The sequence below is a fragment of the Mycobacterium sp. 852014-50255_SCH5639931 genome (assembly GCF_001665605.1).
In the GTDB taxonomy this organism is placed as follows: Bacteria; Actinomycetota; Actinomycetes; order Mycobacteriales; family Mycobacteriaceae; genus Mycobacterium; species Mycobacterium paraffinicum.
This window is the reverse complement of record NZ_LZSV01000021.1, coordinates 90,995-115,481: the sequence shown is the minus strand read 5'-3', so window position 1 is coordinate 115,481 and position 24,487 is coordinate 90,995. Positions and strand designations below refer to the sequence as shown.

The following is a 24,487-nucleotide window of genomic DNA, read 5'->3' as shown; positions in this document are numbered from 1 at the left end:
GCTGCTGCGGTACGACCCAATGCATTGCTGATGATGCTACATCTGCTTTGCGTGCAGTCCCTTGGAAGAAATGCCGCGGTCCATCTAGGTGGTGCGGCTTCTCGCAGCGCCACGGCTGTGTGACGGCGCAATTTTGCCCAGCTCAAGAGGCATTCCGGTCGAACCCCCACGCCCTCGGACGACCAACCCATTGCGCCGCCGGCTCGTCTCACGCCGCCCACAGCCGTGCGGCGTGGCTCCCAGGCGCACCGTTTATAACCGTTGCGCTCCGCTACCGCTTCGGTTACAGTTCAAGCAGAAGTCGGCCTACGCCGCATAAGCCTTACGGAGAGAGGTATCCGATGCAGCCACAGCCGCCCCCGGCGCCACGGCAATACCCCCAGCGCCAAGGCATGTCACCGGTCCCGCCCGGCTTCTACGATCCGCCCACCGAGCCTCTGCCCCGCCCGCACCCGTTCCCGACAGGGACCCAGCACGGGCCATTTCCCTACCCGCATCACCAACGACCCGCTGGTGGGGGCTTCTGGGCGCCGGCGGCCCCCGCTCCACGTGGCAGACGTCGGCCGCTTTACCTGGGCGTAGCGATCATGGTGGGCGCCGTGGCCGCGCTCATCGCGGGATTCTGGGCGCCGGGCTTCTTCGTCACCACGCAGCTCGACGTCACCGCCGTGCAGGCCGGCGTCGCGCACGTCCTGTCCGACCCCGCGGGTTACGGGGCCAAGAACGTCAGCGACGTCATCTGCAACGACGGACAAAACCCCACCGTTACCAAGGGTGGCACCTTCACCTGCCAGGCAACCATCGACCACCTCAACCACCAGTTCCTGGTCACCTTCACCGACGACACGGGCAGCTATGAAGTCAGTGCCCCGAAGGGAACGAAGGTCTGAGACGCGCCTCGAAGGCCGAACGTCGGGTACCACCCAACCGGTTCGCAGCCAGTAGGGCGTTCGGCGCTACCGCGTGTCGCCGCCGGCGTCGGCTTCCCAGGTGCCCGGGATCATGGGAACCCTTGGACCGCTTCCGAACTCGTCACCGGCAAGCGTGGCCAAACCCGCCGCATCGCCGGCCGCCTCCCGATGCGCCGTCCCGACAAACCCCAGCCTCCCGGCCCCGCGGTCCGAGGCGAACGAGGGCACCTCGTCCCCCGGAGTGCCCCAATCCGGATCGACGTCGACGTTCATGTCGGCGAATTCGTCCCCGTGGTCGTGCCGGACCGCCCGCCTACGCCGGCGCGCCCTGGCCTGTCCCCGCGCCGCCGCGGCCGCGGCGGCGGCGGCGCTATCGGGTTCCGGCGCTTTCCTTTTGGCGCTCGAGCTGGCCCCGACACCCATCCCCGCGCCGGACCCGATGCCCGGCGGAGCGACCACATAAGGCGGCGCGAAACCCGCATGCGGGGGTGGCGGGGTGGGCGGCGCGGGGCTGGCAACGGTGGTCGCGGTCGGAGCGGGCGCGGTCGCCGGCGCCGAGGCGGGAGCCGCGGCCGGCGCGACGGTGGGCGCCGCCGTCACGACGGCCGGCATCGGGCTCGGTGGTGGGGCGGGCGCCGCCACGGGCGCCGGCACGACCGCGGGCTGCGGCGGTATGCCGGCCAGGCCGGCCAACCCCGCGAAGCCGCCCACGGCGCCGAACGGGGCGGCCGCCAGGAGCACCGCGGGGGCCAGCAATTCCGGCTGGCTGGTGAAGATCTCGAGGATGTGCGTCGGCCAGTCGAACAGCATGAGTTGAACGATGTACTGGAACGCCAGCGCGGGGTTGTGCACCAGGTAATAGCCGAACTGCTGGAAATCCTCGAGCAGTTCCAGGGCTCGAACCACCCAGAAGATCGGTTCTCCCGCATTGGTGTACGCGTCGTAGGGCAACCCGTTGACGGTGCCCTCGGCCGGATTCCAGTTGATGCCGAGGTTCCTCAGGATGTTCGCGATGAACTCGTCGAGCGGGTTGTCGATCGTGGGGTCGTGAATACTGCCGCCCGAGTCGTGGTTCGGGGCAACGGATTTCACTATCTGCGGCGCGGGATCGGTCTGCGGCGTCGACGCCACCGCCGCGGTGGAGACCGCTTGGTAGGTGGTCATGGTGCCGGCCGCCTGCACCCACATCCGCGCGTAATCCGCCTCGTTGAGCGCGATCGGAACCGTGTTGATGCCAAAGAAGTTCGTCGCCACCAACGCCCCGTGCACGGCATGGTTGGCGGCGAGTTCGGGCAGCGTCGGCATGGCCGCCAGCGCCGCGGTGTAGGCGACGGCGGCGGTTTCGTGTTGAGCGGCCGCCGTAGCGCTCTGCGCGCTGGCCTGCGTCAGCCACGCGAGGTATGGCGCATGGGCGGCCACATACGACTCCGCGCTCGGCCCCTCCCACGAGCCCGCCTGCGCAGCGGCCAAGACGCCGCTGAGTTGCGCTGCGGCCGAGGCGTATTCGGTGCTCAGTTCGGACCACGCCCCGGCCGCCGCGAGCAGCGACGCCGGACCGGGGCCGCTACTGAGCAACGCGGAGTGCACCTCCGGTGGCGAGGCCATCCAGATCGGCGCCGTCATGGGTCTCCTCGGGCTGGAAGGGTTGCCAGGCAGAGGAGAGCTTAATGAAAATGATTTCCGTTATCAACTCAGCGGAATGTGCCGCCTGTTATACCAACGGGCGCCCGGTCCTTATCCGGCGGTCCACATCGGCCAGCAGGATGTTGAAGGGGAATCGCCGTACGAAGCGCGGCAAGCACCGGTTCACCACGGCCAACGTCGCGATGAGCCGGTCGAAGCGGCGTTGCCTGGTGGCGTCCCAGGGCAGCCGCATCTCGTCGCGGAACCGCTGCGGCAGAAAGCCCGTGGTGATCAACAACGGAAGCCTGTCGGCGAGGCGCTGCAGTGGTCCGGGCAGGGCAAGTCCCGGAACACGGGACGCGGCGATCGGATACAGATACTCACGGACGGCGTCGTCGATGCGGACCTTGGCCAGCGACTCCTGCCAGTACCGGTCGAACGCCGCCCGGTCCGGCGGCCACATCTCGGGCGGCACCTGCAGGGTGGTGGCCAGCGCCATGCCTTCGCGGTAGTGCCGGTCGGCCTCCTCCCCGTCCAGCTCGCCGATGAACATGCGGTAGATGTCGACGCCGCCCTTGTACAGGCAGGCCCCCACCCACAGCTGCAGGTCGGGGTCGAAGGCGTTGTACTGCACCGGGCTTTCGGGGGTGGAGTAGACCTGCGCGTGAGCCCGGTTCACCGCGCGGCGGAAGGCCTCCTTCTGGGCCTCGCTGCCGTTGGTCGCCACCGCCAGGTAGGTGAACGTGGTGCGGGCACGCTTTATCGGATGCAGGTCGACGCGGCCACTTTCGACGCGGCTCTCCATGACGCCGTAGCCGACGCCGGGACGCGCCAACTGCATGATCACGTTCGCCGGGCCGGCCAAGAGCGCGACGCCCATCAACCCCTCGTCGATCCCGAGCGGCCGCCGGCGGCGACGCCGCCGTGCGGGCAATGGCCGCGGCTCGTCGGAGACGCCGCGCTCAACATGTCGAGCCGGTTCGTGAACAACCTCGTGTATTGCCATGGTCAGAACCTCCCGCGGCGGAGCACGTTAATGTGCGAACGCCTGTTTCCTGATATTGTCGCGGCGTTGCGTTGGTGTCAAGATGGTTCGCATGAACACCTCGAGCGCGCGGCCGTATCGCGGCGTCGAGGCCACGCAGCGGCTGGCGACGCGCCGCAACCGGCTCCTGTCCGCGGGTCTGGAGCTACTCGGCGCGGAGCAACAGAGCATCTCCGCGGTCACCGTCCGCGGCGTCTGCCGCCAGGCCGGCCTGGCGGCGCGGTACTTCTACGAAAGTTTCGCCGACAAGGACGAATTCGTCGCCTCCGTGTTCGACTGGGTGATCGCCCAACTGGCCGCCACCACACAGGCCGCGGTGGCGGCGGTGCCTCCGCCCGAGCAGACCCGCGCGGGCATGACCAACATCGTGCGCACCATCGCCGACGACGCCCGCATCGGTCGCCTGCTGTTCAGCACACAGCTGGCCGATCCCGTGATCGTGCGCAAGCGCGCCGAATCCAGCGCAATGTTCGCGATGCTGTCCGGCCAGCACGCTGGAGACGCGCTGCGCGTTCCCGCAAACGACCGCATCAAGGCCGCGGCGCACTTCGTGGTCGGTGGCGTCGGGCAAACCATCAGCGCCTGGCTCGCCGGCGACGTCCGACTCGAGCCGGACGAGCTCGTCGATCACCTGGCGGCACTGCTCGACGAGCTCGCCGAGCCCAACCTGTACCGACTCACGGAGCCGGCGGCGGAGCCGCGGGCGGAATCATGACGCGTGGTCTCACACCGGGCAGGCGGTGTGCCACCCAGTCGTGGCGGTGAGTGAGAAGTCGCTCACCGCCTTCGAAACGTGTTGCCGTAACTCGGCGTCCGAGTTGGGGCGGCCCGGCTCGTAGGCAAGGAACGAGACGAAGACCCGTCCGTGCACCCTGCCCGACAGCAACGCCAACACTCCGTTGGTGCGGTGCATGGTCGCGGCGGTCACGCCCGGGTACAGCGACTTCATGGCGAAGTAGTCGGCGTCCGTTCCGTCCGGCCGGTTGGCGGCCGGGTCGACCGCACCGAGATTGGACGACACGACAGCAGTTCCACCGCCGGTGGCCACGCTGATCAGTCGCCGGAAGACACGTTTCGGGATCAGGGGAACCAGCGGCAGCAATGCCCACCGTTCGTCGGGCACATCCTGATGACGCGCTAGCGCTTGCTTGATCCCCGCGCGGATCTCACTCAGGTCCGTCGTTGCGGGCGCGGGGTCGACCGTGATGTCGACGTTGCTGACCGCGTTGGCGCGGGTATCGCCCGGGGCGCGCTCGTTGACCGGCAGCCCCACGGCGACCGTGCCGTCGGCGGCGACGCGCCCCACGCGAAGGGCGACGTGAGCCGCCAGGCCGACGAGCAGCGCGCTGCCGGTGCCCCCGAGGGCGTTCGCGCGGGCGTCCCATTCGCCGGCGTCGATGAAGACGGTTGTCGCCGGAAGAGCCACGGGTTCGTCGGGTCCGGTGAATGGCCGCTTCTCGGGTGGCGGGGCGGTATCGCCCCGGCCGCGCCGGGCCATTCGTGCCGCCGCCACGACGGCGCGGCCCATACCCGGTGCGTCGCGGACGGTTTGGCGTGCGTCTTCACGCAGCGCCGCCCGGCGGTGCCGCGACACCGCGGCCGGCCAGCCGATCGGGTCGTCACGGCCTGAAGCCGCATCCGCCAACGCCTCGCACAGCCCGAGGCCGTCGGTGAGGCAATGGGTGACCACCAAGCTCACCGCCGCGCCGCCATCGGTGAGCGGCAGCGCGGCTAGGTGCCATCCGGGGCCGTGCTCGGCATCGGGCCGCGCGTTCGCTTGCTCGCCGCACCAGGCGTCGATCTCATCGCGTGGCCGGGGCGTCGCGACGATCTCCAATTGCGACTCAGCGGTGGACGCCACCCAGCGATGCCGGCCGAACGGCAAGGGGGACCGCTCGATGCGGCGGCACAACCGCCCCCGCCCAAGATGGGCATGGAACTCTTGCAGACCGTCGATGTCGACGGCGCGATCGTAGACCCAAATACATTGCACCACACTGGTGGTGGCTGTGGCCCGCTCGCCGAGGAAGAGGACCTGGTCGGCCAGATCCAGCACGTTGCTCATTCCTAGGCCGCCTCGTCGTCGTCTTCCTCTGCCACAGGAGGGTCCGCCGCATCCGGGTTACCCCGGCCTGCCACAACATCGGGCTCGCGCGAGGCGCTGGCGGCGACGCGTGCGAATACGTCGATCAATGTCGCGATGTAGCGGTCCACCGATTCGCGCGCCACCGCGTTGTCCGGAAACGAGATCGTCACTGTGGTACTTGCCGCCTGCCGGTTGATCCACATATTGATGCCGCCGGCGGACAGGTTGTCGCCATAAGTACCGAAATTCGTCTCCGTCCAGAGCCCGGCGAGCGGTATCTTCCGAAAATCCAGGAATGACAACATCATCGGCAGCCGCGTTGGAGGCTTGATCTCAAGTCCGTCTGCTGTCGCCGCCAACTCCAAGACCCGCTCGATTGGCACATCGGCGAGTTCCTTGGCCGCGTCGAACGACTTCTGCGCCGCCCGGGCCGCCTCGGGGAACGTGGTCCCGGCGGTAGGCACCGCGACCGGAACCAGGCTGGCAAACCAACCCACCGTCATCGTGTCGATGCCCGCCGTCCGGGTGTCCCTGGCCGTGAACCCATGGTAAGTCGCACTGCCCGTCAATTCGTGCTCGGCCAATGCGGTGCAGGCCAGCACTCCCCCGATGAACCGGGCCCCGGCCGCACCGCACATGGCGTCAAAAGACTCCGTGCCGGCGGCGTCCAGCAGCTGCACGGTCAACAAGTCGCCTTTGCTGCTGACCCACGTATCACCCAGGGGCAGAGGGAAACTCGGCCAGTCGCCATCGGTGTCGTGGGCGAATGCGATCCATTGCTTGATCGCGGGAGACGCCATGGTCAAGCTCGCCGTCTTCGCACGCTGTCGCGCGGTGTAGTCCCGGTAACTGCCGACCTCGGGCAGGGCCGCGGAGTGGTGCCCCTGCGCCAGCTCCTGATACGCCAGGTGGATGTCGACGAAGATCACCCCGGCCGACAGGCCATCGATGTGGAGATGGTCGACGCTCGCGTAGAACGTGAAATAGTCTGCGTGCTGGATGATCCCGAATGTGAAACATCCCCATTCGAGTGTTCCCGGGGTCGTCGTCAGGACGTGTGTACGCACTTGGTCGGCGGCCATTCGTCCGAATTGCACCGGAGCGAGCTCGACGGCATCGGGGTTGTCGATCACGCGACGCACGATGACGCCGTTCTCGAATTCGAACCAACTGTGGTAAGTATCGTGGCGGCGGACATGCGTGTTGATCGCCGCCGTCATCGCCGGAATGTCACACGCGCCGGGAATGTCCCACGCCACGATCATCAGCCGGGGCAGCTCCCTGCTCAGGGTCCTACCATGGTGGGCGGCCCAAAGATGCTGGGCCTGCTGGTAACTCGGCGGACAGTCACTTCGTTGCGCGGTTCGAGCCGCTTCACGTCCAGAGGGTGCGGCCATCCACACGGTCACCGGGCCATGTGGCGGTTGCCATTCGTTGATGTTGCCGAGCGAGACCATTTTCTTAAGTCCTCGTTCTTCCGATGCCGAAGTAGCTTGCACGGCCAGGGAGGCAGAAAGAGTTCTCGCGCATGGCTTTTCGCGCAGCACGAAATTCCCGTTGGGCTGAAGTCTTGCGACGGGCTTCCCGATATCGGAACCCCCACTTGCGGCGTCCCTATGCACCCCCTGTGTCGCCGCTGTGGACGGTATCGCACGAATGGGATGCAGGCAACAATTGCATGACCGTGTGATCGATCGCACTTTCGCGCGTCCTCACTCACGATGCCGCAGCCGTGTTTGCCGGAGCGGTCGTCCGCGCGACGCACAAAATATTAGGAGACGGATGCGCATTTGAGCCGTTTGCCGAACGGGCATGCGGGCCGTCGAAACTCGGGATGAGCTTTACGACCGGTTGGTGCCATTTCCGGTCGACGAACTGGCGGACGGCTGCCGACACGGGCGTGTCACACCGGGCAGGCGGTGCACCAGCCCATGGTGGCGGTGAGCGAGAAGTCGCTCCGCGCGGCCGAGACGTGTTGCTTTAAATCGGCTTTCGAATTCGGGCGGCCCAGCTCGTAGGCAAGGAACGAGATGAAGACCCGGCCGTGCGCCCTGCCCGACAACAACGCCAGCGCCCCGTTGGTGCGGTACATGGTCGCGGTGGTCACGCCCGGGTACACAGTCCTCATGGCGAAGCGATCGGCGTCGGCGCCGTCGGGGCGGTTGACGGCCGGGTCCACCGATCCGAGGTTGGACGACACGACGGTGATCGCGCTGCCGGTGACCACGCCAATCAGTCGCCGCATGACGCGTTTGGGAATCAGGGGGACCAGCGGAAGCAACGCCCAGCGTCCGTCGGGCTCATTCTGGTGGCGGGACAGCGCCTCCTTGATCCTCGCCCGGATTTCACGCAGGTCCCCGGTCGCGGGCACCGGGTCGACCGTGATATCCACGTTGACGACCGCGTTGGCGCGGGTGTCGCCGGGGGCGCGCTCGTTGACCAGCATCCCCACGTTGACCGTCCCGTCCGCGGCGACCCGTCCCACTCGCTGGGCGAGGTGGGCCGCCAATCCGGCAAGCAGCGCGTTGCTCGTTCCGCCGAGGGTGGTTGCGCGCGCGTCCCACTCGGCGGCGTCGATGAAGACGGTTGCCATGGGCAGCGTGATGCGTTCGTCCGGTCCGGCGGGCGGAACGGGGCGCTTGGTGGCCGGCGACGGGGCGACTGCACGGCCGGCCCGGGCCATGCGTGCGCCCGCGACGAGGGCCCGGCCCACATTCGGTGTGTCCCGCGCGGTTTGGCGCGCGTCCTCGCGCAACGCCCGCCACCGCCGCCGTGACGCCGCCGCGGGCCAGGCTATGGCGTCTTCGCGGCGGCATGCTGCGTCGGCCAACGCCTCGCACAGCCCGACGCCATCGGTGAGGCAATGGGTGACCACCAGGCTCACCGCCGCGCCACCATCGGTCAACGGCAGCACGGCAAGGTCCGGTAATCTTCTTTACCTTCGCCGGGCCGAAGCACAGGTCCGACGCTTCAGACTGGCGCGCCGAGCCCAAATCACTGCCACCTCAGGGAAACAACGGCAGCTGCCACAGCCGCATCCCGGGGTCCAGCAGCCACAACCGCATCATCGTGAGCCGTATCAGCCGTTGCGCACTGAAGATCAGGAACACTGCCAGCGGCACCTCGACCAGCAGCGCGGTGATCACCGACAGCCAGACATCCTTGGGGCCGGCCGTCATCAGGTCGAACCAGGCGTCGCAAATCAGCAACACGCCGGTGGTGAACGCGGCCGGCACCAGCAGCTGGCGGCGCAGATACCCGAGCACCGCTGTCGCCAGCATGAATCCGACCAGGAGAATGTCGAAGCCCACCCACGTCACGGGCCAGTTGTGGGCAACATAGTTCTCCGGCAACGTGACCGAGAGATACCCCAGCCAGGGAACCATTGCCATCGAGCCACCGACCATCAGACTCAACCGGATGCGCCGCACCCTGGCCAGCAGCGCCGGGTCGATCAATTCGCCCACGGGCTGCTCGAGCCGGGAAATGAGCTGCCGTCGCTCCCCGGGGGTCAGCGCCGCGATCTGAGCGTCGGACAGAATGCCGTCGGTCACGGCAGGCCGGCAACCACCGGAGGTCGACGGTCCGCCGCGGTCTTGGGCACGGCCTGAGCATCGGTGGCATCAAATTCTTTGACCCAGCATGCGAATTCGAGGGTGATGCCATCGGGGTCCTGGAAGTAGAACGACCGCACGTACACCCCCGGATGCACCGTCGCGGACACTTGCGTCGGGCTCTCGTCATGGTTGAGCACCGGGCCGACGCGCACCCCTTTGTCCTTGAGCCGCTGGCGGTAGGCGTCGAACTTTTCGGCCGGCACGTGGAATGCGAGATGGTTCATGGTGCTGACCGCGCTGGTGATGTCGCCGATACCGGGGATGGCGCCCGGCGACGAGATGCCCGGCACCCGGTCGGGGGCATCGGCGAACCAGAAGAATGCGACGCAGTCGCCGTTGCCGGCGTCGAAGAAGAAGTGCTGGCCCGCACCCCCGGGCAGGTCGAGCGACTTGATCAACGGCATGCCGAGGATGTTGGTGTAGAAGTCCACGGTCCGAGCCATATCCGAGCAGACCAGCGCGACGTGGTTGATCCCGCCGAGTTCGAATTCCGTGTTGGTGTTGTGCGGCTTGATCATCGCGCGGCTCCCCTCGGTCCCCGGCTTGAAGTCCTGGCCAAGTTGTAATTCTGAATCTAACATCGGCCTGAAGTTTCAACGAGACCTCCAATGCCAACAGGGCCGGTAAATGACTCCTAACACCGCCGCCGCCGGGGTTATCCGCGAGTTTGTCGGCCTGCCGTCGCCGACTGCCGGCCGCGCCGGCGCGGGTGGGCATCCTTGCCAGGGGCTGTACCACCGCGGGGTGGGACGCAAGCCCAAGGTGGCAATGATCGCCACGCACTACCAGATCGACTTTTCCGAGCACTACCTCGCCGACTACATGGCCACCCGCGGTGTCGGCTTTCTGGGCTGGAACACCAGGTTTCGCGGCTTCGAAAGCAGCTTTCTGCTCGACCACGCGCTGGTCGACATCGGCGTCGGGGTGCGCTGGCTGCGCGAGGTGCAGGGAGTGGAAACCGTTGTGCTGCTCGGCAACTCAGGCGGCGGCTCGTTGATGGCCGCATATCAGTCGCAGGCCGTGGAGCCGAATGTGACCCCGCTGGACGGGATGCGTCCGGCCGCGGGCCTGACCGAGTTGCCGGCCGCCGACGGCTACGTGGCCACCGCCGCCCATCCCGGGCGACCCGACGTGTTGACGGCCTGGATGGATGGTGCCGTCGTCGACGAGAACGACCCCGTCGCCACCGATGCCGACCTCGACCTGTTCAACGAGCGAAACGGGCCGCCGTATTCACCGGAGTTCCTCACCCGCTATCGCCGGGCGCAGACCGCGCGCAACCACGCCATCACCGACTGGGCGGAGCAGGAACTCAAACGCGTTCGCGCAGCGGGGTTTTCCGACCGCCCGTTCAGCGTCATGCGCACCTGGGCCGATCCCCGCATGGTCGACGCCAGCATCGAGCCGACCAGGCGTCAACCAAACATGTGTTATGCCGGCGTTCCGGCCAAGGCGAACCGGTCGGCGCATGGCATCGCCGCGGCCTGCACCCTGCGCAACTGGCTGGGCATGTGGAGCCTGCGGGTGGCGCAGACCAGGGCCGAACCGCATCTGGCCCGGATCAGCTGCCCCGCCCTGGTGATCAACGCCGAGGCCGATACCGGCGTCTTTCCGTCCGACGCCCAACGGATTTTCGTCGCGCTCGCCGGCCCCGACAAGACGCCGTCGTCGATCGACACCGACCACTACTTCACCACCCCGGGCGCTCGCGGGGAGCAGGCCGACATCATCGCGAAGTGGATCGCCAAGCGGTTTCACTGAAGAGCTCGGCGCGGACACCAAGGTGCGCTGGCACGCCGGTGACCCCTGTGGTCAACCAACCGACCGGTTGTTAGTTTGGAGGGTGCCTGGCCAAGGCGGGAACCCCTAAAGCATGGGAAGGCGACCAATGCCGATCGCTATCACTGCTGAGCATCAAGACCTGGCCGATTCGGTGCGGTCGTTGGTGGCGCGCATCGCGCCGTCCGAGACGTTGCACGCGGCAATGGAGACACCGATCGACAATCCCCCGCCCTACTGGCGGGCCGCGGCCGAACAAGGCCTGCAGGGTCTGCATCTGGCCGAATCCGTGGGCGGGCAGGGTTTCGGCATCCTCGAGTTGGCCGTCGTGCTGGCCGAGTTCGGCTACGGCGCGGTGCCCGGCCCCTTCGTGCCGTCGGCGATCGCCAGCGCACTGATTTCCGCCAACGACCCGCACGCGAAGGTGCTCTCCGAGCTGGCGTCCGGCGCCGCCATCGCCGCCTACGCGATGGACTGTTGCGGGTTGACCGCCACCCGCCAGGGCCCGAATGACGACGTGCTCGTGCTCCGCGGCGAGGTCCGCGCGGTTCCGGCGGCGGCGCAGGCCTCCGTGCTGGTGCTCCCGGTCGCGATCGACAGCGGCGAGGAATGGGTGGTGCTGCGCGCGGAGGAGCTCGAGATCGAGCCCGTGAAAAGCCTTGACCCGCTACGGCCCGTCGCCCATGTCCGGGCCAATGCCGTCGAGGTCGGCGCCGACGCCGCGTTGTGCAACCTGAGCATGGCGACAGCGCACGCGCTGATGACGACGCTGCTGTCCGCGGAGGCGATCGGGGTGGCGCGCTGGGCGACCGACACCGCGTCCCAGTACGCCAAGATCCGTGAGCAGTTCGGCAGGCCGATCGGCCAGTTCCAGGCCATCAAGCACAAGTGCGCGGAGATGATCGCCGACACCGAGCGGGCAACCGCGGCGGTGTGGGACGCCGCCCGCGCTATCGACGAGGCGCGCGAAAACGATTGGGATATCACGGGTTCCAAGGTCGAGTTCGCCGCCGCCGTCGCGGCGACGCTCGCGCCGGCTGCCGCTCAACGGTGCGCTCAGGACTGCATCCAGGTGCACGGCGGGATCGGCTTCACCTGGGAGCACGACACGAACGTGTACTACCGCCGGGCGCTGCTGCTGGCCGCCTCGTTCGGCCGCAATTCGGAGTACCCGCAGAAAGTGGTGCACACCGCGACCAGCACCGGGGTGCGGGCGGTCGACATCGACCTCGACCCCGACACCGAGAAGCTGCGGGACGAGATCCGGGCCGAGGTCGCCGCGCTCAAGGCGATGGATCGCGCCGAGCGCAAGGTCGCGATCGCCGAGGGCGGCTGGACGCTACCGCACCTGCCGAAACCGTGGGGTCGCGCCGCCAGCCCGGTCGAGCAGATCATCATCGCCCAGGAGTTCACCGCCGGCCGGGTCAAGCGCCCACAGATGGGCATCGCGACGTGGATCATTCCGTCGATCGTCACCTTTGGGACCGAAGAGCAGAAACAGCGGTTTCTGCCGCCGACCTTCCGCGGGGACATGATCTGGTGTCAGCTGTTCTCCGAGCCGGGCGCCGGATCGGACCTGGCCGGGCTGAGCACCAAGGCCACCCGAACGGACGGCGGCTGGCGCATCACCGGCCAGAAGATCTGGACAACGGCGGCGCAGCTCTCCCAGTGGGGCGCGCTGTTGGCGAGAACCGACCCGAGCGCTCCAAAGCACAACGGGATCACCTACTTCCTGCTGGACATGCACAGCGAAGGCGTCGAGGTGAAGCCGTTGCGCGAGCTGACCGGGAACGCGATGTTCAACACCGTCTACATCGACGACGTGTTCGTGCCGGACGAATGCGTGCTGGGCGACGTGAACCGGGGGTGGGAGGTCAGCCGCAACACCCTTACCGCCGAACGGGTTTCCATCGGCAGCAGCGAGGCGAACTTCCTGGCCACTCTGGGCCAGTTCGTCGAGTTCGTTCGCGACGGGCAGTTCGACCCGGTCGCACAACACCGAGCGGGTCAGTTGATCGCCGAGGGCCACGCCGCCAAGGTGCTGAACCTGCGCTCCACCCTGTTGACTCTGGCCGGCGGGGATGCCATGCCGTCCGCGGCCATCTCCAAGCTGCTCTCGATGCGCACCGGTCAGGGGTACGCGGAGTTCGCGGTGTCCTCGTTCGGCACCGACGCCGCCATCGGCGACACCAGCGAGCTACCCGGCAAATGGGGCGAATACCTGTTGGCGAGCCGGGCCACGACCATCTACGGCGGCACCTCCGAGGTGCAGCTGAACATCATCGCCGAGCGGCTACTCGGTCTCCCCCGCGATCCCTAACTGCCACTTCCGATTTGGCCCGGAGAGAGGGCCATGCCGACCTGAGGGGTGGTCAGGCCGGCATGGTTCCCCCCCATCCCGTGGGCCGGTCAGCCTAGGAGTGATCGGCACGTCGAGGCTGATCGACTACCACGGGGAGGTGGTTCACCACCACCAGTTCCACCAGTGCCCAGGGGCCCAGAATCCGCGGTTGCCCGAACCCCAACCGGGGTGGCCTCCGCCGCCCCATCCGTGGCCGCCCCATCCATGACCGCCATGACCCCCGCCTGGACGGTCGGGAATGATGCCGGGTCCGCCGGGCGTACCGTGCGGACCGGTGGTGGTGAAGCTGGTGTCGGGACCTGATACCGGGGCCGCCTGTGCGGCGGGGCTTGCGCCGAACAGCAGCGCTCCCGCCACCGCCGAGGCACCCGCCGCGCCCACGGCGGCGGCGCGTAACGATCGTGCAGAAATCGTCATCGCAACCCTCCTTCCAGGTCCTGATGCCGACAAACAAAACGTTAGCCAGAACTTTCCCTGCAAACAACGTTGCTACACAAAAATGGCGCTGTGAATTATGTAACAAATGACTTAAGGGCATTTATGAGAGCTGATTTCGCCGGAATTAATGATCTCCATAAATCAGGATATGGGCAACTACTGAGTTACGCAGGCTTCGCATTTGTGCTGTTTAGAGGCGATCTACTGACATACTGGTTTGCACGCTTCCGCATCAGCGGATCCGCTGAATTACGGCAATAGGACCATGCCGTGCCCTGTCTTTTGATCGAATTTCCCGACGTCCACCGGCGCGTCGGAGAGCATCTTCGAAAATTTGCTGCGAGAAACCGCTGCTGCGGCGCTGACCGCGGACGCGGCCGGCCCGCGGCCCGGCGACGCGACTTACGCCGTCGTCGGTGGAACAATCAGTATTGTCAGACTCAATGCTGATTTACTGATTGGCCACTCACCGGAGGACGACCGCCGCAGTGAACTTCAACCCCAGCCACATCGGACCCGGCGCCGGAACGTTCCGGGGCCCCGGGCCGTCGGCCACACCGGCAGGAGACGCCGCGCCGACCGAGCGCCTCACCGGGCTCGGGCAGCAGGGCGCCCACCGGATCATCAGCCAGCCGGCGGTCAACCAGGCGAGCCGGGGTCAGCGGACACGCCGCACCGTCGACCTCCCCGCGGCCACCCACCGCGCCCTCGACATCTGGCAGCGCGAGGCCGCCGATCGCCTGGGCGTCGCCCGGGTGACCGGACAAGAGGTCCTCACCGCGCTCATCGACCAACTTCTGGTCGACCCCAAACTCGCGGCGCAGATCACCCGCGCCATCAAAGACCGGCGCTGACCCCGACGGGGACAGCGGCTAGTCGACCTCCATCTCACGCAACTCGCGCTTGAGGATCTTGCCCGTAGGGTTACGCGGCAACTCGTCCAGGAAGACCACCTCACGCGGCACCTTGTAGCGGGCCAGGTGGTCGCGAACGTAGTGCTTGATGGTGTCCTCGTCGACGTCGGAGCCATCCTTCTTCACGACGAAGGCGCGCAGCCGGTGGCCCCATTCCTTGTCCTCGACGCCGATGGCCGTCGCCTCCACCACCTCGGGGTGCCCGCTGATCAGGTCCTCGACCTCGGCCGGGAAAACGTTCTCTCCGCCGGAGACGATCATCTCGTCGTCCCGACCGCTGACGTAAAGCAAGCCGTGCTCGTCGAAATAGCCGACGTCACCGGATGACATGAGGCCGTCGATGATCTGCTTGTGGCCGCCGCCGGTGTAGCCCTCGAACGGGAACGCGTTACCGACGAAGATCCGGCCGACCTCGCCCTGTGGCTTTTCCTTGCCGTTGTCGTCGAGGATCTTGACCTTCACGCCCTTGACCACCGGGCCGACGGTCGCCGCGTTGCGCTCCAGGTCCTGCGGTCCGGCGATGGTGGCGAACGCGATCTCGGTCGAGCCGTACATGTTGTAGATGACCGGGCCGAGATCCTTGAGCGCGCGGCCGGCCAGCTCGGCGCCCAGCTGCGACCCCGAGATGAACACGATCTTCAGGCTGGACAGGTCGGGCTTGGAGTCCATCTTCTCGACCGCGTCGAGGATCCGCGACAGCATCACCGGCACCACCACCATGGCGGTCACCTTGTACTTCTCGACGTCTTCGAGCACGTGCGGCGGCTTGAACTTGCGGCGCAGCACCAGGGTGGAGCCCAGGAACATCGCGATGGTGCCGTGCAGAAAGCCCAGCGCGTGGAACATCGGGGCGGGCAGCGAGGTCACCTCGTTGGCCTTGAACGGGACGTGGGACAGGATGCCCCCGATGGGTGCCAGCGTCGGTGGGGTGCTGCGGTTCGCCCCCTTCGGCGTGCCGGTGGTGCCGCTGGTCAGGATGATGATCGACGAGTGCTTGCTCGCCTTCGGGGCGGGTGATTTGCTGCTGCGCTCGATCAGGTCGGCCAGCGTCTCGTCCTTGCTGCCCGACGGCCCGTCCGCGTCGGGGTTGGTGCCCAGCGCGCGCAGGAAGCCCAGTTCCGGCTCGGCCTTGCTGACGGCCTTGGTGTACTCGTCGTCGTAAATGATCAGCTTGGCGCCCTCGCGTTCCGCCACCTCCTTGATCTGCGGGCCGGAGAACTCGCTGTTGAGCAGGATGATGCGGGCGCCGACCCGGGCGGCGCCGAAGTAGGCGATGAGAAACCAGCGGGTGTTGCGCGCCAGGATCGCCACCCCGTCGCCGCCCTTGACGCCCATCTCGAGCAGCCCGTTGGCCACCGCGTGGGCGGCGTCGTCCAGCTCCTTGAAGGTGTACTCACCCTCTTCGTCGATGCACGCGGCGCGGTCGGGATGGCGTCGGGCATTGAGTGACGGCAGCATGCCGAACTCGCCCCACTTGTAGATGTCGTTGGCCATGGCGGCGTAGTTCTGCGGCGGCTCCAGCCGGAAGGCGCCCGCTTCGAAGATCTTGCGCACGTAGTGCAATTCAGCCGAGCCGCGTTCCAGGTACTGCTGAACCTTGGCAACAGCCTGCCCAGGCAGGCCAATCAGATTAGGCATGGATCCACCCTATGTGACGTCCGTCGCATTCCGAGAGGTAAGTACCCACCGACTTACGATGATGAACATGGGTCCGGTTTCGCTGGAGGTGGATGGGCGCCAGGTCTCCATCACCCATCCGGACAAGGTGGTGTTCGAAGCCCACGGCGGCACGGGGCCGCACACCAAACTCGACCTGGTCCATTACTACCTTTCCGTGGCCGAGGGGGCGCTGCGCGGCGCGGCCGGCCGGCCGATGATCCTCAAGCGCTTCGTCAAGGGCATTTCCGAGGAAGCGGTGTTCCAGAAGCGCGCGCCGAAGAACCGGCCCGACTGGGTCGACGTCGCCGAACTGCACTACGCACGCGGCACATCGGCCGCGGAGGCCGTCATCCATGACGCCGCCGGACTGGCGTGGGCGATCAACCTGGGCTGTGTCGACCTCAACCCACACCCGGTGCTGGCCGGCGACCTCGACCATCCCGACGAGCTGCGGGTCGACTTGGATCCGATGCCCGGGGTTGCCTGGCGGCGGATCGTCGACGTCGCGCTGGTGGCCCGCGAGGTGCTGGAGGACTACGGCTTGACCGCGTGGCCGAAGACCTCCGGGAGCCGCGGTTTTCACATCTACGCGCGGATCGCCCCGCGCTGGGAGTTCCGGCAGGTGCGGCTGGCCGCCCAGACCGTAGCCCGCGAGGTCGAGCGGCGCGTGCCCGACGCGGCGACCAGCCGGTGGTGGAAGGAAGAACGCGAGGGAGTGTTCGTCGACTTCAACCAGAACGCCAAGGACCGCACGGTCGCGTCGGCGTACTCGGTTCGGGCGACGCCGGACGCCCGGGTTTCGACGCCGCTGCTGTGGGACGAAGTCACCGAGCGCCTTCCCGAGGAGTTCACCATCGACACCGTGCCCGGCCGGTTCGCCGCGATGGGTGACCCGTGGGAGGGGATGGACGACGCGGTCGGTGAGCTCGACCGGCTGCTGGTGCTGGCCGAGGAGATGGGGCCCCCCGAGCGCGCGCCGAAGGGATCCGGCACGGCCGACGGCCGGCGCCGGTCGGTGATGCCGCTCATCGAGATCGCCCGCACCAAGACCAAGGACGAGGCGCTGGCCGCGCTGGACACCTGGCGCGGCCGCCACCCGGATGCATCTCACCTGCTGCAACCGGTCGACGTCCTGGTCGACGGCATGCGCGGGCCGAGTTCGATCTGGTACCGCATCCGGATCAACCTGCAGCATGTGCCGGTCGACCAGCGACCTCCGCAGGAGGAGCTGATCGCCGCCTACAGCCCCTGGGACGGTTACGGGGGCAAGCAGAAGCCGTCGAGCTGAGAGGCGGCGGCTACACGCCGGCCCGCGCTTGCGCGTTGTAGGCGTTGCCCTTGCGCAGGTAGCAGTACCAGGTGACCACCAGCAAGGCCAGGAAGAAGCCCACGTAGAACCGCAGTGCGGGTTCGATGCTGCCGAAGTGCGATTTCGACCAGGCGTACGCCAGCGGCACGACGAACCCGCCAAAGGCGCCGATCGACGAGATGACGCCCAGGGCGCCGGCAGCCTGGCGGCGCATGTGCGCCATGGTGTCGGGGTCGCCGCCGGCGAGCTGCCCCTTGATCACGAAGATCCTCGAGATCATCCGGTAGGTCGAGCCGTTGCCGATGCCGGTGGCGACGAACAAGAACATGAAACTGGCGAAGAACAGCGGCAGGTTCTTGGCGTTGACCGACCACAGCGCCGCCGCGGCGCCCGCGGCGAGCATGACGAAGCTGACCGCGGTGATCCGCGCGCCACCGATCCGGTCGGCCAGCCTGCCGCCCAGGGGCCGGATGACCGAGCCGATCGCCGCACCGAGGAATGCCCAGGTCAAAGCGATGTCGCCGCGGCCGAACACCGTCTTGAGCAGGGTCGGAAAGGCCGCCGAGTAGCCGATGAACGATCCGAACGTGCCGATGTAGAGCAGCGACATGACCCAGGTGTCGGGATGCCGCAGCGACTGCCATACCGGCCGCACGTCGGCCTTCGCCTCGGACAGGTTGTTCATGAATCCGAACGCGCACACCGCGGCCACCACGGCCAGCGGCACGTAGAACAGGCCGGCGCGCGCCAGCGCCACCCCGCCGCCGGCGACGACGATGGGCGGGATGATCTTCTGCACCACCGCGACGCCGACGTTGCCGCCGGCCGCGTTGAGGCCCAGCGCCCAGCCCTTGTCCTTCTCTGGGTAGAAGAACGAGATGTTGGCCATCGACGAGGCGAAGTTGCCGCCACCGAAGCCGGCGGTCGCGGCGACCGCCACCAGGACGGTGAACGAGAGGCCGGGATGGCTGACCGCCCAGGCCAGCAGCACGCACGGGATCAGCAACAACGCCGCCGAGATGGTCGTCCAGTTGCGGCCGCCGAAGAGGGGGACCGCGAAGGTGTAGGGCAGGCGCAGGAAGGCGCCGACCCCGCTTGGGACGGCGACCAGGCACAGCGCCTGGCTGGCGGTCAGCGCCCAGCCGGACGCGGACGGATGCCCGTGGGGACCGGCGGTCATCTGGACCACCACGATGCTCCACAACATCCACACGCTGAAGCCGACGTGCTCGGCGAAGATCGAGAAGATCAGGTTGCGGCGGGCGATCGGCTTGCCGGTGGTCTCCCAGAACGCGGGGTCTTCGGGCCGCCAGTCGTCGATCCAGTGCCCGCCCCGGTGAGAAGGGCGCCCAGGCGCGGGCGCAAGGACCGGAGCGATCGGCTCTGAAGAGGTCGTCGTAGTCACACCCCGACGCTAGGAAAGGACTGTTACCGGGCCGCGTGGCCACAGTTACGCCGGAGATACGTGGATCTCGCAGTGGCCTTCGAGCCACTGTCAGAACTTTTCGCACCCAGAATGCGGGAGAATCGCCCCATGCCGGCGACTGACCAGCCCCTGGGGCTGCGGGAACGCAAGAAGATCAAGACCCGCCATGCCCTCCGCCGCGAGGCGTTCCGGCTGTTCGACGCCAACGGCTACGGCGCCACCACCGTCGAACAGATCGCCGACGCCGCCGAGGTTTCCCCCAGCACCTTCTTCCGCTATTTCCCGTCCAAGGAGTCGCTGCTGCTGGCCGACGACCTCGATCCGCTGATACTGGCCGCGTTCGACGCCCAGCCGCCCGAGCTGTCGCCGAGCCAAGCCATCCGCCGCGCCTACGCCACGACGATGGCCGGCCTGTCACCCGAGCAATTGGAGTTCGAGAACACCCGGCAGCGGCTGATCTTCTCGATACCCGAGCTCAAGGCCGCCCTCTACGACGAGTACTACCGCACCGTAAACGTCATGGCGGAGGCCATCGGTCGCCGGATCGGCCGTGGCGCAACCGATTTCGAAGTCCGCGTGTACGTCGGCGCGATGGTCGGGGCCATGATGGCGGCGTTCGACAGCGCGCCGAAAACGGCCGACACCATCTATCGGGCGCTGGACTTCCTGGACGCCGGCATGCCGCTGGACTGAGCGCGCAACCGCGCGGCGATGCCCTGGCGGGCAGGGAACGCGATAATCTCACGCGATGCGACAGGGTTGGAATCGACGGGGATTCTTGCAGCTCGCAGGGGCTGCGACGGTCGCTGCGGTCGCCGGGGCTCCGGCGGCGTGCTCGTCGGGCAAACCGTCGTCGGACACCTCCGGCGGCAAATCCGTGACCATCAACCACCTGTTCGGTCAGACCGTCATCAAGGAACCACCCAAACGCGTGGTCAGTGCCGGCTACACCGAGCAGGACGACCTGCTCGCGGTCGGCGTGGTGCCGATCGCGGTGACCTACTGGTTCGGTGATCAGCCGTTCGCGGTGTGGCCGTGGGCCCAGCCCAGGCTCGGCGGGGCGCAGCCGGTGGTGCTGAACCTCGACAACGGGATCCCGGTCGACCAGATCGCGGGCCTCAAACCGGATTTGATCGTGGCCACCAACGCGGGCGTGGACGCCGATACGTATCAGAAGCTCTCCGCGATCGCCCCTACCGTGCCGCAGTCGGACGGCGATGCCTTCTTCGAGCCGTGGAAGGAGCAGGCCACCGCCATCGGACAGGCGGTGTTCCAGGCCGACCAGATGAAGTCGCTGATCGACGCCGTCGACCAGAAATTCACCGCCGTCGCCAAGGAGCACCCGGCCTGGACGGGCAAGAAGGCGTTGCTGATGCAGGGCACGCTCTGGCAGGGAACCATCGTCGCGACCATGGCCGGCTGGCGCACCGACTTCCTGAACCAGATGGGGTTGGTGATCGCCGACAGCATCAAGCCTTTCGGCACCGATCACCGCGCCGTCATCCCCCGCGATCACATCAGGGCGGTGCTCGATTCCGCCGATGTGGTCATCTGGACAACCGAGAACCCCGACGACCAAAAGGCATTGCTCGCCGACCCCGATGTAGCGGCCTCCCTGGCCACCGCGCAGAACCGGCACATCTTCACCACCAAGGAGCAGGCCGGCGCGATCGCCTTTTCCTCGCCGCTGAGCTACCCGTTGGTCGCCGATCAACTCCCCCCGCAAATCGGCAAAATCCTCGGTTAGACCCCGGCCGCACCAGCGGGGTTTGAGCGTTTGCTAAGGCAGCTCTGGCAGTGTTCGAAAATCCGTCGCTCGCCCCTCGCCCAGTCGGTGATGGGGAGGTTACCGTCGAGTAATGAGCGTGACGGACCTTACCGACAACGTGTCCAAGGACCTGCCGACGGAACTGGTCGGCAACACGGTTCTGGATTTCGGCGACAACGCGCTTCTGCTGCAATGCGGCAGCACCGCCGAGGTATTGGCGTGGGCGGCACAGCTGCGCGCCGCGGCGTTGCCGGGCGTGGTCGACATCGTCCCGGCCGCCCGCACGGTTCTGGTGAAGCTGGACGGCCCCCGCTGCCAAGGGGTGATCCGTCAGCGACTCCGCAAGATGCGGGTCACCGCCGAGGAGCTCGCCGCGCCGGAACGCCGTGCCGATTTGGTCATCGACGTCGTATACGACGGCCCGGACCTGGCGGAGGTCGCCGGCCATACAGGGCTGACCATCGCGCAGGTGATCGACGCGCACACCGGTTCGCTGTGGCGGGTCGGATTCAGCGGGTTCGCCCCGGGTTTCGCGTACCTGGTCGACGGCGACGCGCGCCTTCGGGTGCCGCGCCGTACCGAGCCACGCACCTCGGTGCCCGCCGGCTCGGTCGGCCTGGCCGGTGAATTCAGCGCGATATACCCGCGCCAGTCGCCCGGCGGCTGGCAACTGATCGGCCGCACCGACGCGGTCCTGTGGGACCTCGAACGGCCCGGGCCGGCGTTGCTGACGCAGGGCATGTGGGTTCAGTTCCGGGCCGTCTGAGGTAAGGAGATCACCGTGAGCACCCTGGAGATTCTTCGCACCGGACCGCTCGCCGTCGTCCAGGACCTGGGCCGGCCGGGACTCGCCCATCTCGGCGTGAGCCGGTCCGGGGCCGCCGACCGTCGCGCACACCAGTTGGCCAACCGCCTGGTGGCCAACCCGGATGACCGCGCCACGGTCGAAGTGACGCTCGGCGGTTTCGCCGCCAGGGTCCGGGGCGGCGACATCGACATCGCCGTGACGGGGGCCGACACCAACCCGACCGTCAACGGAATTGAGTTCGGCACCAACAGCATTCAGCACGTTCGCGACGGCCAAACGATCGCCCTGGGCACGCCGACTGCCGGGCTGCGCACGTACCTCGGGGTGCGGGGCGGTATCGCCGTGGAGCCCGTGCTCGGCTCGCGCAGCTACGACGTGATGTCGGCCATCGGCCCGTCGCCGCTGCGAGCGGGAGATCAGCTCCCGGTCGGTGAGCACACACTTGACTACCCCGAACTCGATCAGGCCCCGGTGGCGGCGATCACCGCCAACGTGGTCGAGTTGGCGGTGGTGCCCGGGCCGCGCGACGATTGGTTCCTCGACCCCGATGCCCTGGTGCACAACGATTGGGTGGCATCCGATCGCAGCGATCGCGTGGGAATGCGATTGGTCGGCCGCCCTCTGCAGCATTGCTACCCGGACCGCCAGCTGCCCAGCGAGGGCACCACCCGCGGCGCGATTCAGGTGCCGCCCAACGGTTTACCGGTGATCCTCGGGCCCGACCACCCGGTGACCGGCGGCTACCCGGTGGTGGGTGTCGTGGTCGACGAGGACATCGACAAAATCGCCCAGGTGCGCCCCGGACAGTCGGTGCGCCTGCACTGGTCACGCCCGAGGATTCTGGTGGGTGCCCAACCACAGTCCGGCGTCGCGATCTTGCCGTTTTCCTAGCCGGAATGTATTCCAGCTCACATAAAATCGCCCGGCCGGGCCGAATCACTTGAAATGGGCGGCTATTTCGGCGTTCGCCGCCTACAGGGATTTACCAGATAACTGGTAATCAACTTACAGGCGATTTGGGCCGAATTGAGTTGACCCGACTCCGTCTCGAATGTGAGCATCGAAATGCACGGCGGGGCATCCCTCTTCATTCGGGGCGCCCACTTTTCTTTCCGTTGTGCGGCAGACTGGGTCCTGACGAGAGGGAGTCTTATGCACGCCTCCTTACGCAGTGGCATGCTCCCGCCATCCCAAGGCGCACAATCGGATTCACCGACAGCCGACCGGAAATGAGCACCGCCCCGTGCCGTTCCCCGAAAACATCGCAGTCGACGAAAGGTGACAACCGGATGGCCCGCAATCACCACATCGCGGACTGGAATCCAGAAGACACGGCGGCCTGGGAGGCCGGCAACAAGAAGATCGCGCGCCGCAATCTGTTGTGCACCATCGCGGGCGACCACGTCGCCTTCTCGATCTGGACGCTGTGGCCCGTCATGGCGCTGTTCATGCCTTCGCACATCTACGGCTTCTCCGCCGGCGACAAGCTGCTGCTGGGCGCCGTCGCCACTCTGGTCGGCGGGCTGGCCCGGATTCCCTACACCCTGGGCATCGCGACCTTCGGTGGTCGCAACTGGACCGCCTTCTCGGCGTTCGTGCTGCTGATCCCGACGGCCGGCACCATCGTGTTGCTCGCCAACCCCGGATTGCCGCTGTGGCCCTTCGTGGTGTGCGCCGCGCTGACCGGGCTGGGCGGTGGCAACTACGCGGCTTCGCTGGCCAACGTGAACGCCTTTTACCCGCAGCGGCTCAAGGGCTCGGCGCTGGCCGTCAACGCCGGCGTCGGCAACCTCGGGGTGGCGGTGATCCAGCTGGTCGGGTTGCTGGTGCTCGCCACGGCCGGACACGAGGCGCCGTACTGGGTGTGCGCGGTGTACCTGGTGGTGCTGGCGATCGTGGGCATCGCGGCCGTGCTGTTCATGGACAACGTCGGCCACGGCACGCAGCTGAACACGATGCGCTCGATCCTGGTCGAGCGCGACACCTACGTGATCTCCCTGCTCTACATCTGCACGTTCGGCTCCTGGATCGGGTTCTCGTTCGCCTTCGGTCAGGTGATGCAGGTCAACTTCCTGGCCAACGGCGAAAGCGCCAAGCACGCGGCGCTGCACGCCGCGCAGGTGGCCTTCATCGGACCGCTGCTCGGCTCGCTGGCGCGTATCTACGGTGGCCGGCTGGCCGACCGCAAGGGCGGCAGCCGCGTGACCCTCGGCGTGCTCGCCGGGATGACCCTGGGCGCCGGATTGCTTGTCGTCATAAGCACTTTCGACGATCACAATGCCGGGGCGCACTCGACCAGCATGATCGGCTACGTCGTCGGCTTCCTGGTGCTGTTCATTCTGTCCGGGATGGGCAACGGTTCGGTGTTCAAGCTGATCCCCTCGGTCTATGAGGCGCGCAGCCGCGCCCTGAAGACGGACGAGGACGAACGGCGCCACTGGGCGCGCGCCAAGTCCGGATCGCTGATCGGCGTCTGTTCCGCGGTCGGCGCACTCGGCGGCGTGGGCATCAACCTCGCGCTGCGCCAGTCCTACCTGGTCACCGGGACGGAGACGTCGGCATACGTGGCGTTCCTCGCCTCCTACGTCGTGGCAGCGATCATCACGTGGATGGTGTACGTGCGGCGGCCGGCGCTGCCCGCCGAGGCGGCGAACGGTGAGACGGCAGGCGCGCTGGCCCGCGTGTGAGGGTGGCCTCACTGTGGGCAATGCGTAAGCAATTGCCAGGTAACGCAACCGAAAT

20 protein-coding genes and 1 pseudogene are annotated in these 24,487 nt (G+C 67.4%); 11 read left to right on the top strand and 10 right to left on the bottom strand.

Annotated features, from left to right (window positions below):
* Positions 1-599: 599 nt before the first annotated feature.
* A complete protein-coding gene (locus A5758_RS13035; protein ID WP_231987301.1) occupies positions 600-890 on the top strand; it encodes a DUF4333 domain-containing protein in 291 nt (96 codons plus the stop codon).
* 66 nt (positions 891-956) lie between these two features.
* On the opposite strand, the gene A5758_RS13030 is transcribed toward A5758_RS13035, so the two are convergent.
* Together A5758_RS13030 and A5758_RS13025 are read right to left on the bottom strand one after the other, a co-directional pair.
* The gene (locus tag A5758_RS13030) at positions 957-2,534 is read right to left on the bottom strand and encodes a PPE family protein (protein ID WP_067740471.1); all 1,578 of its coding nucleotides are present in this window, start codon (positions 2,532-2,534) and stop codon (positions 957-959) included.
* 88 nt (positions 2,535-2,622) lie between these two features.
* A complete protein-coding gene (locus tag A5758_RS13025) occupies positions 2,623-3,540 on the bottom strand; it encodes an oxygenase MpaB family protein (RefSeq protein ID WP_067740469.1) in 918 nt (305 codons plus the stop codon).
* A gap of 82 nt (positions 3,541-3,622) precedes the next feature.
* On the opposite strand from A5758_RS13025, the gene A5758_RS13020 reads away from it, so the two are divergent.
* Positions 3,623-4,294 (top strand): TetR/AcrR family transcriptional regulator, encoded by a 672-nt coding sequence (locus tag A5758_RS13020; RefSeq protein WP_067207683.1) that lies wholly within the window; start codon positions 3,623-3,625, stop codon positions 4,292-4,294.
* Between the two features lie 9 nt (positions 4,295-4,303).
* Here the strand turns inward: A5758_RS13020 and A5758_RS13015 are convergent, their stop codons facing one another.
* The 5 genes and pseudogenes from A5758_RS13015 to A5758_RS12995 all read right to left on the bottom strand — a co-directional run bounded on the left by A5758_RS13015 (position 4,304) and on the right by A5758_RS12995 (position 9,800).
* Positions 4,304-5,644, bottom strand: coding sequence for a hypothetical protein (locus tag A5758_RS13015; protein WP_067740467.1), 1,341 nt, complete (start codon positions 5,642-5,644; stop codon positions 4,304-4,306).
* Between the two features lie 2 nt (positions 5,645-5,646).
* Positions 5,647-7,122: a condensation domain-containing protein gene (locus tag A5758_RS13010; RefSeq protein WP_067740465.1), complete on the bottom strand. Its 1,476-nt coding sequence runs from the start codon at positions 7,120-7,122 to the stop codon at positions 5,647-5,649.
* 446 nt (positions 7,123-7,568) lie between these two features.
* Positions 7,569-8,585: pseudogene (locus A5758_RS13005) on the bottom strand (hypothetical protein); the annotation flags it as partial.
* Between the two features lie 85 nt (positions 8,586-8,670).
* A complete protein-coding gene (locus tag A5758_RS13000) occupies positions 8,671-9,219 on the bottom strand; it encodes a hypothetical protein (RefSeq protein ID WP_067207673.1) in 549 nt (182 codons plus the stop codon).
* Positions 9,216-9,800, bottom strand: a complete 585-nt coding sequence (locus A5758_RS12995) for a VOC family protein (RefSeq protein WP_067207670.1) — start codon at positions 9,798-9,800, stop codon at positions 9,216-9,218. Before A5758_RS12995 ends, A5758_RS13000 begins: the two co-directional genes overlap by 4 nt.
* Positions 9,801-9,909: 109 nt before the next feature.
* Between A5758_RS12995 and A5758_RS12990 the strand changes: the two genes are divergently transcribed.
* Together A5758_RS12990 and A5758_RS12985 are read left to right on the top strand one after the other, a co-directional pair.
* A complete protein-coding gene (locus A5758_RS12990; protein ID WP_067740463.1) occupies positions 9,910-11,043 on the top strand; it encodes an alpha/beta hydrolase in 1,134 nt (377 codons plus the stop codon).
* 127 nt (positions 11,044-11,170) lie between these two features.
* On the top strand, positions 11,171-13,381 hold the full coding sequence (locus tag A5758_RS12985) for an acyl-CoA dehydrogenase (RefSeq protein WP_067740460.1): 2,211 nt from the start codon (positions 11,171-11,173) through the stop codon (positions 13,379-13,381).
* Positions 13,382-13,525: 144 nt separating this feature from the next.
* On the opposite strand, the gene A5758_RS25210 is transcribed toward A5758_RS12985, so the two are convergent.
* Complete coding sequence (locus A5758_RS25210) at positions 13,526-13,840, bottom strand: hypothetical protein (RefSeq protein WP_156622615.1); 315 nt, start codon at positions 13,838-13,840, stop codon at positions 13,526-13,528.
* 509 nt (positions 13,841-14,349) lie between these two features.
* Between A5758_RS25210 and A5758_RS12980 the strand changes: the two genes are divergently transcribed.
* On the top strand, positions 14,350-14,715 hold the full coding sequence (locus A5758_RS12980) for an ATPase (RefSeq protein WP_067207659.1): 366 nt from the start codon (positions 14,350-14,352) through the stop codon (positions 14,713-14,715).
* A gap of 18 nt (positions 14,716-14,733) precedes the next feature.
* On the opposite strand, the gene fadD2 is transcribed toward A5758_RS12980, so the two are convergent.
* Positions 14,734-16,413, bottom strand: a complete 1,680-nt coding sequence (fadD2, locus tag A5758_RS12975; RefSeq protein ID WP_067740458.1) for a long-chain-fatty-acid--CoA ligase FadD2 — start codon at positions 16,411-16,413, stop codon at positions 14,734-14,736.
* A gap of 58 nt (positions 16,414-16,471) precedes the next feature.
* Here fadD2 and A5758_RS12970 point away from each other — a divergent pair, with 58 nt between their 5' ends.
* Entirely contained in the window at positions 16,472-17,722 is a 1,251-nt protein-coding gene (locus A5758_RS12970; RefSeq protein ID WP_067740456.1) for a DNA polymerase domain-containing protein, read from the top strand.
* 10 nt (positions 17,723-17,732) lie between these two features.
* Here A5758_RS12970 and A5758_RS12965 read toward each other — a convergent pair whose 3' ends face one another.
* A complete protein-coding gene (locus A5758_RS12965; protein ID WP_156622620.1) occupies positions 17,733-19,121 on the bottom strand; it encodes an MFS transporter in 1,389 nt (462 codons plus the stop codon).
* A gap of 156 nt (positions 19,122-19,277) precedes the next feature.
* Here A5758_RS12965 and A5758_RS12960 point away from each other — a divergent pair, with 156 nt between their 5' ends.
* The 5 genes from A5758_RS12960 (at position 19,278) to A5758_RS12940 (ending at position 24,432) form a co-directional block, all read left to right on the top strand.
* The gene (locus A5758_RS12960) at positions 19,278-19,862 is read left to right on the top strand and encodes a TetR family transcriptional regulator (protein WP_067207645.1); all 585 of its coding nucleotides are present in this window, start codon (positions 19,278-19,280) and stop codon (positions 19,860-19,862) included.
* Positions 19,863-19,917: 55 nt separating this feature from the next.
* Positions 19,918-20,916, top strand: coding sequence for an ABC transporter substrate-binding protein (locus A5758_RS12955; protein WP_067740453.1), 999 nt, complete (start codon positions 19,918-19,920; stop codon positions 20,914-20,916).
* Between the two features lie 112 nt (positions 20,917-21,028).
* Positions 21,029-21,703, top strand: coding sequence for an allophanate hydrolase subunit 1 (locus A5758_RS12950; RefSeq protein WP_067740452.1), 675 nt, complete (start codon positions 21,029-21,031; stop codon positions 21,701-21,703).
* A gap of 15 nt (positions 21,704-21,718) precedes the next feature.
* Positions 21,719-22,636 carry a 5-oxoprolinase/urea amidolyase family protein gene (locus A5758_RS12945; protein WP_067740444.1) on the top strand — a complete coding sequence of 306 codons (918 nt, stop codon included), beginning with the start codon at positions 21,719-21,721 and terminating at the stop codon, positions 22,634-22,636.
* Between the two features lie 398 nt (positions 22,637-23,034).
* Positions 23,035-24,432, top strand: coding sequence for an MFS transporter (locus A5758_RS12940; protein WP_067740442.1), 1,398 nt, complete (start codon positions 23,035-23,037; stop codon positions 24,430-24,432).
* Positions 24,433-24,487: the final 55 nt, after the last annotated feature.

Bases quoted from the DNA above. Each gene is read 5' to 3' on its own strand.
- A5758_RS13030 (WP_067740471.1), bottom strand. From the start codon at position 2,534: ATGACGGCGCCGATCTGGATGGCCTCGCCACCGGAGGTGCACTCCGCG.
- A5758_RS13025 (WP_067740469.1), bottom strand. From the start codon at position 3,540: ATGGCAATACACGAGGTTGTTCACGAACCGGCTCGACATGTTGAGCGC.
- A5758_RS13020 (WP_067207683.1), top strand. From the start codon at position 3,623: ATGGTTCGCATGAACACCTCGAGCGCGCGGCCGTATCGCGGCGTCGAG.
- A5758_RS13015 (WP_067740467.1), bottom strand. From the start codon at position 5,644: ATGAGCAACGTGCTGGATCTGGCCGACCAGGTCCTCTTCCTCGGCGAG.
- A5758_RS13010 (WP_067740465.1), bottom strand. From the start codon at position 7,122: ATGGTCTCGCTCGGCAACATCAACGAATGGCAACCGCCACATGGCCCG.
- A5758_RS12995 (WP_067207670.1), bottom strand. From the start codon at position 9,800: ATGATCAAGCCGCACAACACCAACACGGAATTCGAACTCGGCGGGATC.
- A5758_RS12990 (WP_067740463.1), top strand. From the start codon at position 9,910: ATGACTCCTAACACCGCCGCCGCCGGGGTTATCCGCGAGTTTGTCGGC.
- A5758_RS12985 (WP_067740460.1), top strand. From the start codon at position 11,171: ATGCCGATCGCTATCACTGCTGAGCATCAAGACCTGGCCGATTCGGTG.
- A5758_RS25210 (WP_156622615.1), bottom strand. From the start codon at position 13,840: ATGACGATTTCTGCACGATCGTTACGCGCCGCCGCCGTGGGCGCGGCG.
- fadD2 (WP_067740458.1), bottom strand. From the start codon at position 16,413: ATGCCTAATCTGATTGGCCTGCCTGGGCAGGCTGTTGCCAAGGTTCAG.
- A5758_RS12970 (WP_067740456.1), top strand. From the start codon at position 16,472: ATGATGAACATGGGTCCGGTTTCGCTGGAGGTGGATGGGCGCCAGGTC.
- A5758_RS12960 (WP_067207645.1), top strand. From the start codon at position 19,278: ATGCCGGCGACTGACCAGCCCCTGGGGCTGCGGGAACGCAAGAAGATC.
- A5758_RS12955 (WP_067740453.1), top strand. From the start codon at position 19,918: ATGCGACAGGGTTGGAATCGACGGGGATTCTTGCAGCTCGCAGGGGCT.
- A5758_RS12950 (WP_067740452.1), top strand. From the start codon at position 21,029: ATGAGCGTGACGGACCTTACCGACAACGTGTCCAAGGACCTGCCGACG.
- A5758_RS12940 (WP_067740442.1), top strand. From the start codon at position 23,035: ATGGCCCGCAATCACCACATCGCGGACTGGAATCCAGAAGACACGGCG.